The sequence below is a fragment of the Williamwhitmania sp. genome (assembly GCA_035529935.1).
Classification (GTDB): Bacteria; Bacteroidota; Bacteroidia; order Bacteroidales; family Williamwhitmaniaceae; genus Williamwhitmania.
Genome location: DATKVT010000065.1, coordinates 12,614 through 26,417 on the forward strand (window position 1 = coordinate 12,614; position 13,804 = coordinate 26,417).

Genomic DNA, 13,804 nt, shown 5'->3' on the forward strand with positions numbered 1-13,804 from the left:
ATTTAAGTGTTTATAAATTAATGTTAACCTTTAATTCACAGATTATGAGAACAAAAGTGTTAAGTTTACTTTCATTGTTCGTGTTTGGAGCAATGACCGTTTTTGCTCAGAGCAAAACCGATAAGTTTAAAGTGTCCGGATCCTGCGATTTGTGCAAGACCCGCATCGAAAAGGCCGCCATGTCTGTTCCAGGGGTAACAAAGGCAACCTGGGATATGAAGTCCGAAATGATGGATGTTACCTTCGATAGCCAAAAGACTAGTGACGATAATATTCAAAAAGCAATTGCTGCCGTTGGTCACGACACCCCAAAGTATCGCGCCTCCGATGCAGTGTACGACAAGTTACCTGCCTGCTGTCATTACGATCGCACTCCGATGGAGACAAAGGCCATGGCCCCAATGAAAAAACATATGTAGAACCAATGGAGGTCTGTCGATAGGCAGACCTCTTTTTTTGACATTATTCACTATCTTTCTACCTCGTAAAAAGCATTCCACTATGAAAAAAATAGATACAAAGCAGCTGATATACGGATGTATGGGGCTTGGTGGCGGTTGGAACAGCAACGCCGTTACTGCTGCCGATGAGCAGCAGGCAGAGGCAGCCATTGAAGCCGCGCTAAGCGTTGGAATAACCATTTTCGATCATGCCGATATCTACACCAACGGGAAGGCGGAGGAGGTGTTTGGACGGGTATTGAAGCGCCGTCCCGAGCTGCGCTCAAAAATGGTGCTGCAGTCAAAAACTGGCATTTGCAAGGGCTGTGCTCCCGATGGAACCAACCTCTATAACCTTAGCCGTAGCTACATTATAGAACAGGTTGGAGTTATTCTCAAGCGCCTTTGCACCGACCATCTCGATACCCTGCTGCTGCACCGACCCGATGTGCTGATGAGAGGGGAAGAGGTGGCAGAGGTATTTACCTATCTTAAGGAGCAGGGAATGGTAAAACGGTTTGGCGTAAGCAACATGAGTGTTGGCCAAGTTACCTACCTGCAGCATTTCTGGACCGAACCGTTGGTGGCTAACCAGCTGCAGCTGAGCCTTGGACATACTATTGTGCTGGATCAGGCCGTTTCGGTGAACACCAGCTTGGTTGCGTTCGATGGTGGTATGGAGGGAATGCTGGAGTATGCCCAGCTGCACCACATGGCTATTCAGGCCTGGAGTGCGCTCGACAAGGGCATCTACACCACCGTTTCGCCTCAGCATACCCCTGTGCAGCGCGCAGCAGCAGAGATGGTTGCACAGCTAGCCCAAAAGTATGGTACTACCCCAACAGCCATTGTGCTTGCCTGGCTCATGATGATTCCCGGAAACGTACAACCCATAATTGGCACCACAAAGATTGACCGTATTCTTGCTTGTAATGGGGCAACCACTACCCAGCTTACCCGCGAGGAGTGGTATGGCCTTTGGATTGCAGCACGAGGACAGAAGCTACCATAAATTTTTTTGCTTAAAGGTTGCCAATGAAAAAAGTTTGCTACATTTGTTCGTAATTTAACGAACAGTTGGTGGATAAAAAAGATATAATTTCAGCAGAGCAGCAACGACTTGCCCGTTACGCCAAGGCCATGGGACATCCCATTCGCATGTACGTGCTGGAGCTGCTTTCGAAGCAAAACTGCTGCTATAGCGGTGACCTTTCGGAGGAGCTTCCCATTGTAAAGTCCACCCTTTCTCAACACTTGAAAGAGTTGAGAGATGCTGGCCTTATACAGGGTGAAATTGAGGCGCCGCGTATTCGTTACTGCATCCATAAGGAGAACTGGAAGGATGCTCAGGGGCTGTTTCGGAAATTCCTAAAGTTGTAAAATTTTTTAACTACCTAGTTCGTTGTTTTGCGAACTACGAAAAAAAAGGAGCCATGAACATTAAAGTATTGGGAAGCGGCTGTACCAAGTGCAAGGCGCTCGAAAAAGTTACCCGTGAAGCCGTTACCGCGATGGGCGTTAGCGCTGAGGTTGAAAAGGTTGAGGACATTCAGAAGATTATGGGTTACGGAGTGATGCGAACCCCCGCGTTGGTTATCAACGAAAAGGTGGTGCTCAGTGGTCGATTGCCCTCGCTATCGGAGATAAAGGAGATTATTTCGAAGAATCAGTAAATAACCTTGGGCATTTGGAGTGCATTGGTGGCTTCCATTGATGAAGTAATTTCTGGACCATTCAAGAGCAGTTTCTTTGCCCTAATTTTTAACCCAATTCCAAAATGAAAGCAACTAAATTAGTTCTATTTTTTGCTCTTATTGCCGCAGCTATTTCGAGCAATGGACAAAATGTAAAGAAGGCAGAACCAGCCAAAACACCTACCGTTGAGGCATACTACTTTCACTTTACAGCACGCTGTGCAACCTGCTTAGCCGTTGAAGCGCAGACCGAGGGAGACATCAATGCCCTTTACCCTGAATTGGTAAAAAATGGCACCATCACCTTTAAGTCCATCAATCTGGATGATGCTACAAGCAAAGCCTTGGCCAACAAGTTGAAGGTTACGGGGCAAACCCTACTTTTTGTGGCTGGAGGTCAGAAGGTGGATCTTACCAACGAAGGGTTTCTCTACGCGAAGTCGAATCCCGATAAGCTCAAGGAGATTATTAAGCAGAAGTTGGATGGAATGCTGAAATAGATTGGATATCCGCTATTAAAATTTTGATTTTCAGATTTATTAATCTTAAAATTCTCCAATAGCTCATGTCCGACATTCTAAATGGCATTCTGGATGGGAGCACGGCTCCTTGGCTATCGGCGCTGGTGCTTGGGTTGATGACCGCCATTAGCCCATGCCCGCTGGCAACCAACATAACAGCGGTGGGCTACATTGGTAAGGATTTGGAGAGTCGTAACCGGGTGTTCCTCAATGGGGTGTTTTACACGTTAGGCCGATCGATAACCTACACGGTTATTCCGCTCCTCATTTTTCTTGGCGCAAATCAGTTCCAATTCTCCGGTTTTTTTCAGCGGTATGGGGAGAAGTTTATTGGGCCTGTTCTCATCTTCATTGGGTTGCTGATGCTCGATGTTATTCACCTGTCGTTGAGGGGAACGGGACGCTATGCCGAAAAGCTTCAGAATAGAACCGCTTGGCGTTATTGGGATTCGCTGCTTCTTGGGGTTGTTTTTGCCCTTGCCTTTTGCCCGTATAGCGGGGTGCTCTACTTTGGCATGCTGGTGCCTATGACCGTCACCAGTGCCTCAGGACTTTTCCTCCCGCTCATTTTTGCCGTGGCCACAGGTATTCCTGTAATCGTTTTTGCGTGGATTCTCGCTTTTGCGGTTTCTGAGGTGGGAACGGTTTACCGGCGCATCAAAACTTTTGAGCTCTGGTTTAGACGTGTAGTAGCCCTTCTGTTTTTGGTGGTAGGTGTTTACTATATTTTGCATGCGTTCTGGGGTATTGGGTAACCTTTGCCCCACATAAAATATTGTGTTGAAATGAAAAAGAGTATTTGGGTTCCGGCTGCGCTGCTGCCGATTTGGTTTTTGGTCTACCACTATCTTCAGCCCGTAACCGATTGGCTTATCGATTCCGTGTTTGGAATGGAGAAGGGAACCCACCTGACTGAAACGCTTAGGTTTTTCATTTTCGAGTTGCCAAAGGTGCTGTTGCTGCTTACGCTCATCATCTTCTTTGTGGGCATTGTTCGTTCCTACTTTTCGGCAGAGCGAACGCGTAAAATTTTGGAGGGTAAGTCGGAGTTTACGGGAAATGTGCTGGCAGCTCTACTGGGTATTGTTACGCCATTTTGCTCCTGCTCGGCCATTCCGCTCTTTTTAGGTTTTGTGGAGTCGGGGGTACCGTTGGGTGTAACCTTTTCGTTTCTAATTGCGGCCCCTATGATTAACGAGGTGGCCGTGGTGCTGCTGTTTGGCCTGTTTGGCTGGAAGGTAGCTTTGATATACGTGGTTACCGGATTGGTAATTGCCATTGCTGCCGGATGGACCATTGGCAAGCTAAAGCTGGAGCGGTGGGTGCAGGATTGGGTTTTTCAAACTCGACTTGGCGAGATGAACGGGGAGGAGGAGGTAAACGGCCTATCGTCGCGTATTCGCTTTGGTTACGATGCCGTTCGCGAAATTGTGGGTAAGGTTTGGATATACGTTGCAATTGGCATAGGTGTTGGCGCGGCAGCGCATGGCTATGTGCCGGCCGATTTTATGGCTGCGCTCATGGGTAAGTCGGCTTGGTATAGCGTGCCGCTCTCCATACTCATTGGGGTGCCGCTCTACTCCAATGCTGCCGGGATAATCCCCATTGTGTCGGTGCTGCTCGAAAAGGGTGCCTCGCTGGGAACCTCCCTCGCCTTTATGATGTCGGTAATTGCGCTCTCCCTACCGGAGATGATAATCCTACGGAAGGTGCTCAAGCTCCCCTTTATTCTCACCTTTGCTGGAATTGTGGCCTTTGGCATAATGGTGGTGGGGTATCTGTTTAACTTTATCTTCTGAGTGATGGACAAGACAGTGACGAGCCCTATTAATTGGGGTTACAAAAAGGTCGGAAGTCCGGAGACCGGAGACCGAAGACCGAAGTTGTGTAGCAGCTATCTACCGCTTTAACACCTCCGTGCAACTCTGCGAAAACACGGTGTAACTCTGTGCAGCATGGGAAAAGGAACTAGAAATTAGAACCGACCGAAGGGAGCTCAGCGAAGCCAAATCTTGTCACGTCCTGAAAAATGTCTACACAAAAGATGTAGGAATGGTCGCGTAAGGGGCTTCCCCTTAGAGTTCATCCCCACGATCATATTGCTGAGCGGGAGTCAAGTTGCGGTTGTGGCAGCTGTGGCGATGGTTGCAAAGCATGTGGTTAGAGGTAAATAACTACAATGGTGTGAGTTTGGTTCTCTAAATATTTTGCGTTTATACCATAAGCAAGGAGAAATATTAGTGCAGAAACTTGCTAATCAATCATTTTACATACATTTCTTAAAATAAAATTGTTTTTTAAAAAAAGTATTACATTTGTAAGCGAATACTTACATACAAGATGAAGCAATCAACCGAAGTACGACAGACCCAAATAAAGCGCGCTGTGCTTGACATTATCCATTCCGATGGGTTACGGAATGTGTCAACTCGAATGCTATCCCAAAGGATTGGTATAAGTGAGGCTACAATATTTAGACATTTTGCATCTAAGCAGGATATCATCCTTTCCATTATTAGCGATGTGCAAAAGGATTTTATCGGCTCCTTGCGCACCATTGCCAATTCTAACATTGAACCGGAGAAACGCTTGGAGATGTTTATTTCACAAACAGTTAAGTACCTTGTAGACAACAGAGGCATCACCATGGTGCTTTTTTCTGGAGCGTTGAATAACAGCGACGCTGAGTTAAAAAGTAACCTACAGCAGATATTCAATAGCCAAAAAAACCTAGTAAGCAAAATATTTCTCGATGGCATTGCTATAGGCAAGTGGGACGATAGCATTCCTGTCGAGAATTTAGCCATGCTTTATATGGGGTTTCCTGTTTCGCTTAACATAGGTCTAATTCTAGGCGCTGGGGAATTTTGTGCTGAGAATATCTGCAGTCAGATGATGCAAATGTTGCAGAAAATTCTAACAAAATAATTCTTTTATCGTTGATGTAAGTAATCACTTACTATTGTATTTCAAAATGCTTAACTATTTTCACTTTAAGTAAAATCCTACGACTATGGAATCAAACGAAAAGCACCATCACCATCACGATGTAAGCGGCAAAAACCTTGGAATAACCATTGCGCTTAACATAGTGATAGCTGCTGTTGAAGCGGCTGGCGGGTTTATTTCGGGTAGCATGGCGCTGCTTAGCGATGCAACTCACAACTTCAGCGATGTGATTTCGTTGTTGGTGAGCTATATGGCTAACCGGCTTGCCAAGCGAGATGCAAGCCAAGCACAAACTTTCGGTTACAGACGCTCCGAGATATTTGCTGCATTTTTGAACTCTGCTACCTTGATTGTACTTGCCATTTTTATACTGGTGGAAGCAGTGAAACGGTTAATAATCCCAGCACCAATTTCCGCCGATTGGGTAATTTATCTTTCGCTGCTCAGCATTCTTGTTAATGGTGCCAGCGTTCTATTTATTAAGGGAGATACAGAGGATAATCTCAATATGAAATCGGCCTACCTGCACCTCTTCAGCGACATGCTTACCTCTATTGCTGTATTGGCAGGAGGTTTGGCCATGAAATACCTTCAGTGGTTTTGGGTCGACTCAGTTTTCTCTATTACAATTGCCATATACCTACTTTATCTCAGCTGGAATATTTTTAAAACTTCACTGAAGATGCTGATGCAGTTTACCCCACCTGGAATCAACTTGGAGCAAATTGTGTTGCAATTGGAGCAAATTTCCGGCGTGAAGAATATTCACCATGTCCACGTCTGGCAGCTCAGTGAGCACGAGATTATGTTTGAGGCGCATGTTGACTTACGAAATGATATATCAATTAGTGGATTCGAGAAGATCTTAGCTGTAATTCAGAAAACCCTATTCGGATTTGAAATAACTCATTGCACTATTCAGCCGGAGTTTGGGGTTGAGGACAGTAAGCATATAATTCACAACTAGCATTAATTGTTTTACTTAAACCTAGAAAAGATGAATAATTTGAAGGATTGGCTAATGGAAGTCGAAAACGCCGATACAAAAATGGCGAGTTCGCTACACACACTCTCTCAACTGAATTTCAGCAACTATGTATTGTTTCATACAAGGGAAATCAGTTAAACTAAGGAGGAACAACCATGTTTAAAAATGTACTCATTTTTCTATGCTTTCCCATGGTGTTGCATGCCCAAGACGTGCAGCACATAGCTCAGCTCTTCGATTCGCTCAAAACGCACCCAGCAACACAGGGTGATGAGATACGGATTGAACAGGCCCTTGCAGGGAAAACAATGGCTTACAGCAAGCTATACCCAAACATTAACCTCTTCGGGAGGTACGATTACGCATCATCTGCCACGGCCATGTTGCCGTTACCGCTAAATGAACTTTTTGCCTATAAGGCTGATCCAACCAAGGCTCAACCCTTTAGCGAAAACATCTACAGGGTTGGAGCGACGATTTCCATGCCCATTTTTGTAGCATCCATCTTTCCCATGGCTGCCAAGGCGAAAATGATGGCACGTTCCGCCAAGGACTTGAAAAACATCAATCTACTAAAAAACGAGGCGGTCATTGTTGGCGCCAACGCTAACCTGTTGTACATGCAGGCCTTGGATTCGGCATTGACGAAAAAAAGGAACTCCCTGCTAAAAACAAAGGAGTTTGTGGTCATCAAAACCAACAACGGACGTGCCCCTGAATCGGCGCTCCTGAACATAAACAACGGGATCAGCCAGATCGATATCATGAAAAACGACCTAGCATTGCAACGCGATGAGGTGGTAGCCGTTATCCAATCGCTGACGGGCGTTGCCTTAAATAGCCCGGTAACTATGGAGCAGGTTGGCACCTATAAAGATGGGAATATTAAAGCGCTTGATCCGTTACGTGAAAAAGCGGAAGCCGACCGGTTAGGATACAGGGCCGAAAAAGAAAAACTTTTGCCATCCCTAGTGCTGCAAGGCAGCTATAGCAACAATACGGCAAAATCGTACAATAATAATCAGCGTGTAAACAACGATTATACTGCCGTTGGGATCGTTTTACGAATCCCCCTGTTTGCCAAAGACCAGTATGCCCAAATAAAAAAGAGCAGGCTGGATTATGAAGCATCTAAGAACGACCTCGACCGAATGAGTCTGGAACTCTCGTCGCAGGCATCGCAGTTGCAAAGTAGCTTGCTGCTGCTTGATAATTCCATTCTACTGTACAAAACTAGCATCAAGGACAAGGAACAACTTTTAGGGATAGCGAAGGTCAGTTACCAGTCCGACCGATTGTCTATGGAAGATTACCTTAAATATGAGGACGATCTCGTCCTTGAACAATCGAAGCTGTTTAAGGCCCAAGCCCAGAAATGGCAAACACTGATGAAACTTAACGTAATTTATGGAAATAATATTGAGGAGGTAGTGAAATGAAAAAGAAAACGATAATCACCGTTGTCATAGTTGTTTTAATATTGGCAGGCGGTATTTTGGCCGTAAAAAGAGCCGAAAAGAGAGATGCTTCAGCACCCGTTGCAAAAACGTATGCCATGGTGGTATCCACCATGAAACCGGAACTGAAGGAAGTAACCCTTACCTTGCCCTACCTAGCTCTTGTTCAAAATGACGAAGATGTGGTGGTGGCATCCAAAATAGCAGCCCGTATCGAGTCTTTAAAGCCAAGCGGCACCGATGTATCCAAAGGTACTGTCATTGTAAGGCTCGATAATACCAGTATCGAAAGTGGGGTACAAAGTATCAAAGCCCAGATTTCTGCTGCTAGTACTGGTCTTAAAAACCTTCAGGCCACGCATAAGCGGACGCTCGAACTCCTGGCAGTGAAAGGTGCATCTATTGAGCAATCCGAAATGGAAGAGAGTAAAATTGCCGAAACGGAAGCGAAGATCGAAGCGTTGAACCAAAGCCTGAACGATATCAGAAACACCCAGTCTTACGCAACTATTACTGCACCTGTATCCGGCATAATTTCAAAAACAATGCTTAACGTTGGTGATATGGCTATGCCAGGTATGCCCATCGCCATTATCAGCTCCAACCGCGGCGCATACCTGAAACTTAGTGTACCGGCCGATCTGAAAGTTTATGGTGCAACCATCAATGGACAAAGCTATGATGCAATTGCGCTCAATAGCACTTTTAACAGCCTCGCAGAGTATAAAATCCAGGTAAAGAACCTTAACCTGATGACAGGCGAACGCGTGGAAGTAAATGTGATAGTGTACAACGGCAAAGCAGTGAAGCTACCCTTCGATGCTATTTTAAACCGAAATGGTAAGAGTTACGTGTTTGTTAAAAACAACGATAAGGCCGTGGCCACTGAGGTTTCTATCATCCAATCCGGCGAAGATGGCGCTGTGATAAGCAATAACGATCTTGCCGGGAAAGAAGTGGTGGTTGAAAAACAGGATATCCTGCTAAAACTTCTTTCAGGCGTTGCACTAAAAAGCAAGGAGGAATAAGCCATGTTTGATTATTTCTACAAGCGGCCATATCTGCTATATTCGCTGATATTTGCCTTCTTTATCATGGGGGTGATGGCGCTCGTCACACTGCCCAAAAATCTGTTCCCCGATTCTACCCCGCCCCAAGTCATTGTGATTACAAAGGTACCAGGAGCAACTGCACAGGTAGCTGCCAATACGGTTTCAAAACCGATTGAGCAGGAGATTGCCCGCTTAGGTTTGTTAACCGAGGTTAGCTCGGTGAACGTGGCCAACTTCTCTATCGTGAAGGCTGAGTTCAAGTATGAAAAAGGTCTCGATGCAGCAGCCGTTGACGTGGCCAACGCCCTTTCCATTGCCAAAGGAAACCTTCCGGCTGATGCCAATCCTGCCATCTATACCGCAGGAGACTTTACGCTACCGGTCGATGTGATTTCAGTTTCACCCAAAACTGACAGCGTAAACCTGGGCGACATCCGCAAAATGGTGGATGGCTTTATAAAACCATACCTGTTAAGCAATCCTGATATCGGGAATGTGGAAGTATTTGGGGGCTATGAAAGTTCAATCAATATTGAAGTAGACCCGTTCAAGGCTAAACGCTTCAATGTCGATTTCGATAAAATAGCCATGGCACTCAAGGTGCTTAACCGCGATATGCCCATTGGGTTCGTAAAAGGAGCCAATAACTTCTACACCATTACTTTTTATGGCGAAAAAGACGAAATAGAAAAATTGAAGCAAATTACGATTCTTCCCAATGTAAGGTTAAGTGATGTGGCCAATGTGGAATGGGGTTATAAAAAACGCACCAGCGGATATATTGGTAACGGAAAGCCTGCTATTGCATTAGCCATTCAGCGTACTCCTGGCGGCAGCGTTTTAAGCGTGAGCAACGCAGCTAGGGCTGAGATGAAGAACCTGCAGGCGAAATATCCGAACTTTAATTTTGAGATTTCCGATACACAGCGCAACCTGATTCAGCTTGCTAACAATAACATGCTGATTGCCCTTCGCGATGCTATTTTTTATACGTTGATCGTTATCCTGTTTTTCATTGGAAATTTCAGGGCCATTGCCGCGGCCGCCATCACCATTCCCATGGTTTTCTTTTCAACAATGGCGGTTATCTGGCTTACCGGCGGAAGCCTTAACATAGTAATCTATACAGCAATCATCCTTGCCTTGGGGCTGCTAACCGATAACGCGGTGGTGGTGCTCGAAAATATTGAACGGCACCTGAATGAGCTGAAGGAAGATTTACAAACAGCCATCCAAAAGGGGACTAAAGAAGTTGTTGGGCCAATATGGTCGGGAACCATTGCTACCATTGCCATTGTAGCCCCACTGATGTTTGTTGGCGGATTTCCCGAAAAAATCTTTAAACCATTGATATTTACCTTAATCATTGCGTTGCTGGTCTCGTTTTTTCTTTCCATTACATTCATTCCCAAACTTTTGGAAATGTTTTATAAAAACGGACACAACAAGAACAAAGTTGAGAAATGGTTCGACCGTTTGTACGAAAAGTCCGTTGGCCGCTTGGTAGAACCTTACGTGGGCGTCATCCGGTTTTCGAATGGTAAACGTAAAGTTCTGCGCCGTGTGTTGCTTTCGGTGGGAGTATTGCTGCTGTTGCTGGTGAGTGTTAAAACAATTATGCCTACCATCGGCAAGGATGCCATGCCACCCATGGATACGGGCATTATTAAAGCACAAATACAATTTAGTTCCAACGAAACAACGAATAGCGCCGAAAAAAAACTGGAACCATTTATAGCCTGGCTGCACAAGCAACCGTGGGCTAACATGAGTTCCGTTGCTTTTGGGAATGAAATGGGCGTGTTGAGCCTCGGGAGCGGCAACTTACCTTCCGAAGCTACCATTACCGTGAATTGCGTGGACCGTTTCCACCGCAAGATGAACATGTGGCAGATTGAAAAAATTATGCGCGATACGCTGTCACACCTGGAAGGCATCAAGAAAAACGACGTATACGATTTTGGCGCCACCGCTCTTTCCACCATCAAGGCAACGCTCGATGTCAGGATTAAATCGCCATACGTGGACGGTTTGGCCGAAAAGTCACAGGAAGTGAAAGATGCTTTGGCCAATGTAAAAGGATTAACTTCTGTCTCCACGAGCTGGGACAAGGACTTCACTGAGATTGCCCTGAACATTGACGAGAACAAGGCGCTGAGCTATGGCATCACACCGTATGAAATTGCCATGCAGATTCTGGCAAAGGGCCAGGTAGTGGGGCTGAATGCCAACTTGCAGTCGCTCAACACACAGCCTGTTACCCTTTACTTCAAGGGTAAATTTGGCGAGAACGAGCAGACGCTAAGGCTTTTGCCAATTCATACCGCTATGGGCGAAGTTCCGCTCGAACAACTGGCCAAAATTTCGAAAAACCTGACGTTTGCCAAGATCGAACGCGACAAAATGATGTACAGTATCGATGTCAACGGCTACCGGTCCAATAGGCCCGTGTCGCATATCACAGCCGATGCCGAAGCAGCACTTAAAAATGTGAAAAGCAACAACGATGTGGTTATTTCGCAGGAAGGAGATATTGCCCAGATTAACGACAGCTTTCATCGCATGATCAAAGCCATCGCGCTGGGGATTTTCATCCTAACCATGGTGCTTATTTCCATCTACCGGTCAGTGAAACTATCCCTCATTATGATTCTGGTATTGCCGCTTTCAATGATCGGTGCGGCTTGGGGAATGCTCTTGTTCCATAAGCCAAGCTGCATGCCAAGTTTGCTGGGGATACTGCTGCTGTTTGGTATCATCATTAAAAATGCGGTACTGCTCATCGATTTCTACCAAAAGCACAGAGACAGTGGTGAATCGCCTTACGATAGCGCTATTGAAAGCGTACGGGTGCGTTTCCGTCCAGTAATGATGACTGCCTTTGGAACAATTGCCGGAATGATCCCTATTGCGCTAGAACAGGCAGTTGGTCTTGAACGCTTAAGCCCGTTGGCCGATGTGGCTATTGGTGGGTTACTTGTAGGTACACTGTTAACCCTAATATTTGTGCCAATGTTCGCCTACATCGTAGATACAAAAAAGGAGAAGATAAAACTAGCAAGTAATGAAGATGGTAGGACAGCAATAGAGTAGATTTACTGCAACTCTTCAAAAATAGAAGGCTATCTAAAATGAAATTGCGGTAATATTGAATAACCTCTACACATAGAAAAGAGTAGCCTTTTGTGCTACTCTTTTCTTATAGAAATACGATCTAATCATTACCACACTTTACGGTGATTAGAATTCCTGCAATTATTTATGATTATTGACTCTAACGTGAGAAAGATGAGACGGTATTTTTTGATAACTCTAATATTATTGATTGGTGGTAGAATTACGTATGGCCAGTCTTTAAAAGGCGAAAATGGCGAGTTGGTAGTTAATCGCCTGATGGATTCCTTGTGGATTCATCCCACCAGCTTTATCAACCATAACGATCCAAACTGGATCAGGCTAAACCAACATTTGCGATACATAGATATCTTAAAACTAAACGGTATAATACATTCTATTTTTTTTGATGATAACTCCTTTATACTTAATCGATCTCATGCTCATGAGGGATTTATTGGGCTGCTAAATAAATCGTTAAGCGATGGTAGATTAAAATCTTTTCACAAGGCAATTAGAAATGGATTTCGCGATTCAAAGCAACATCCAAACAACAAAATTGTAATGATTGAAGGGGATTCCTGGTTCGGTTATCCCATTTTTCTTAGCGACATTTCTGACCATTTGCGAAAGAAGAGCAACCTAGCATTGTACACCATGACAAGCGCTGGTGATTGGATCTCTAACATGATTTCAAGTCTGCAGTACGAGTATACCTACGTCAAAATAAAGCCCGATGTTTTTATTGTTAGTGGAGGGGGAAACGACATGGTTGGAGATTATCGTTTGTCGAACTTCGTTCAACGTTATCCTATTTCAACTGATGAACCGTTTTTGAACAGCTATCGTAATTACGTCATATTAAGATTGATGAAAAAGCCAGTCAATATTTGCAGTTCAGAAAACTGCGATATTAACTATGCATTTTATAAAGATTCACTGGGGATATATAAGACTCAAGTAGACACAGCATTGCTAGAACAGATTGTAACGGGAAGAAGGTATCTTAATAAGAATTTCTACAGATTTGTTGCCACCCTGAAGATAGAGTATAAAATGCTCTTTGAATCGCTCAAAAAAATTTCGCCGTCACAGTTCGATTCTCTAAAAATAATTACACAAGGGTATGATTACGTAGTACCAAGTTATAAAAAACAGTTTGGAATAAACAATGGGGCCTATTTGAAAGAACCGCTCATGTTAAATGGTATAAATGACCCATATATAGAAGAGTCAATTATGAAAACAATCATATTTGAAATTAATGAAATGTTGATAGAGTTAGGTAAAGAATATAGCAATATATATCATGTAGATTCTCGTGGAATTACAGCATTTTACGAAAAATATCACAAGAAAAAGCCGAGCAGTTGTTGGCACGATGAGCTACATCCTAAATCGGTTATATTTGGCATAATTTCCGATACCTACTACGATGTAATTGAGAATAATATTCTATCAAAGCAGAAAGTTATTAGCGTTGTAGATACATACAGGGAAAAGGAGATGGTGAAAAACAGGAACAAAAAAGGGCATAAGCACTCAAAACAAAAATCACAATAATCGCAACAATGCAAAAGGAAGCTTAC

13 protein-coding genes are annotated in these 13,804 nt (G+C 44.4%); all 13 read left to right on the forward strand.

Annotation, left to right across the window (positions count from 1 at the left end; genetic code table 11):
- Positions 1–44 precede the first annotated feature (44 nt).
- The 13 genes from VMW01_04790 (at position 45) to VMW01_04850 (ending at position 13,778) form a co-directional block, all read left to right on the forward strand.
- Positions 45–419, forward strand: coding sequence for a cation transporter (locus tag VMW01_04790; protein HUW05558.1), 375 nt, complete (start codon positions 45–47; stop codon positions 417–419).
- Between the two features lie 82 nt (positions 420–501).
- Complete coding sequence (locus tag VMW01_04795) at positions 502–1,452, forward strand: aldo/keto reductase (GenBank protein ID HUW05559.1); 951 nt, start codon at positions 502–504, stop codon at positions 1,450–1,452.
- 68 nt (positions 1,453–1,520) lie between these two features.
- The gene (locus tag VMW01_04800; GenBank protein HUW05560.1) at positions 1,521–1,820 is read left to right on the forward strand and encodes a metalloregulator ArsR/SmtB family transcription factor; all 300 of its coding nucleotides are present in this window, start codon (positions 1,521–1,523) and stop codon (positions 1,818–1,820) included.
- Positions 1,821–1,873: 53 nt separating this feature from the next.
- Positions 1,874–2,113 carry a thioredoxin family protein gene (locus VMW01_04805; protein ID HUW05561.1) on the forward strand — a complete coding sequence of 80 codons (240 nt, stop codon included), beginning with the start codon at positions 1,874–1,876 and terminating at the stop codon, positions 2,111–2,113.
- Positions 2,114–2,217: 104 nt separating this feature from the next.
- The gene (locus VMW01_04810) at positions 2,218–2,634 is read left to right on the forward strand and encodes a nitrophenyl compound nitroreductase subunit ArsF family protein (protein ID HUW05562.1); all 417 of its coding nucleotides are present in this window, start codon (positions 2,218–2,220) and stop codon (positions 2,632–2,634) included.
- Between the two features lie 65 nt (positions 2,635–2,699).
- A complete protein-coding gene (locus VMW01_04815; GenBank protein HUW05563.1) occupies positions 2,700–3,410 on the forward strand; it encodes an aromatic aminobenezylarsenical efflux permease ArsG family transporter in 711 nt (236 codons plus the stop codon).
- 30 nt (positions 3,411–3,440) lie between these two features.
- The gene (locus tag VMW01_04820; GenBank protein HUW05564.1) at positions 3,441–4,454 is read left to right on the forward strand and encodes a permease; all 1,014 of its coding nucleotides are present in this window, start codon (positions 3,441–3,443) and stop codon (positions 4,452–4,454) included.
- 541 nt (positions 4,455–4,995) lie between these two features.
- Positions 4,996–5,583: a TetR/AcrR family transcriptional regulator gene (locus VMW01_04825; protein ID HUW05565.1), complete on the forward strand. Its 588-nt coding sequence runs from the start codon at positions 4,996–4,998 to the stop codon at positions 5,581–5,583.
- 85 nt (positions 5,584–5,668) lie between these two features.
- The gene (locus VMW01_04830) at positions 5,669–6,571 is read left to right on the forward strand and encodes a cation diffusion facilitator family transporter (protein ID HUW05566.1); all 903 of its coding nucleotides are present in this window, start codon (positions 5,669–5,671) and stop codon (positions 6,569–6,571) included.
- 176 nt (positions 6,572–6,747) lie between these two features.
- Positions 6,748–8,031, forward strand: coding sequence for a TolC family protein (locus tag VMW01_04835; protein ID HUW05567.1), 1,284 nt, complete (start codon positions 6,748–6,750; stop codon positions 8,029–8,031).
- Positions 8,028–9,077: an efflux RND transporter periplasmic adaptor subunit gene (locus tag VMW01_04840; protein HUW05568.1), complete on the forward strand. Its 1,050-nt coding sequence runs from the start codon at positions 8,028–8,030 to the stop codon at positions 9,075–9,077. Before VMW01_04835 ends, VMW01_04840 begins: the two co-directional genes overlap by 4 nt.
- 3 nt (positions 9,078–9,080) lie before the next feature.
- Positions 9,081–12,194 (forward strand): efflux RND transporter permease subunit, encoded by a 3,114-nt coding sequence (locus tag VMW01_04845; protein ID HUW05569.1) that lies wholly within the window; start codon positions 9,081–9,083, stop codon positions 12,192–12,194.
- A gap of 195 nt (positions 12,195–12,389) precedes the next feature.
- Positions 12,390–13,778, forward strand: coding sequence for a hypothetical protein (locus VMW01_04850; protein HUW05570.1), 1,389 nt, complete (start codon positions 12,390–12,392; stop codon positions 13,776–13,778).
- Positions 13,779–13,804 lie beyond the last annotated feature (26 nt).

Coding starts and splice junctions, on each gene's coding strand:
- VMW01_04825 (HUW05565.1), top strand. CDS start 4,996: ATGAAGCAATCAACCGAAGTACGACAGACCCAAATAAAGCGCGCTGTG.
- VMW01_04805 (HUW05561.1), top strand. CDS start 1,874: ATGAACATTAAAGTATTGGGAAGCGGCTGTACCAAGTGCAAGGCGCTC.
- VMW01_04820 (HUW05564.1), top strand. CDS start 3,441: ATGAAAAAGAGTATTTGGGTTCCGGCTGCGCTGCTGCCGATTTGGTTT.
- VMW01_04830 (HUW05566.1), top strand. CDS start 5,669: ATGGAATCAAACGAAAAGCACCATCACCATCACGATGTAAGCGGCAAA.
- VMW01_04815 (HUW05563.1), top strand. CDS start 2,700: ATGTCCGACATTCTAAATGGCATTCTGGATGGGAGCACGGCTCCTTGG.
- VMW01_04790 (HUW05558.1), top strand. CDS start 45: ATGAGAACAAAAGTGTTAAGTTTACTTTCATTGTTCGTGTTTGGAGCA.
- VMW01_04835 (HUW05567.1), top strand. CDS start 6,748: ATGTTTAAAAATGTACTCATTTTTCTATGCTTTCCCATGGTGTTGCAT.
- VMW01_04795 (HUW05559.1), top strand. CDS start 502: ATGAAAAAAATAGATACAAAGCAGCTGATATACGGATGTATGGGGCTT.
- VMW01_04840 (HUW05568.1), top strand. CDS start 8,028: ATGAAAAAGAAAACGATAATCACCGTTGTCATAGTTGTTTTAATATTG.
- VMW01_04810 (HUW05562.1), top strand. CDS start 2,218: ATGAAAGCAACTAAATTAGTTCTATTTTTTGCTCTTATTGCCGCAGCT.
- VMW01_04850 (HUW05570.1), top strand. CDS start 12,390: ATGAGACGGTATTTTTTGATAACTCTAATATTATTGATTGGTGGTAGA.
- VMW01_04845 (HUW05569.1), top strand. CDS start 9,081: ATGTTTGATTATTTCTACAAGCGGCCATATCTGCTATATTCGCTGATA.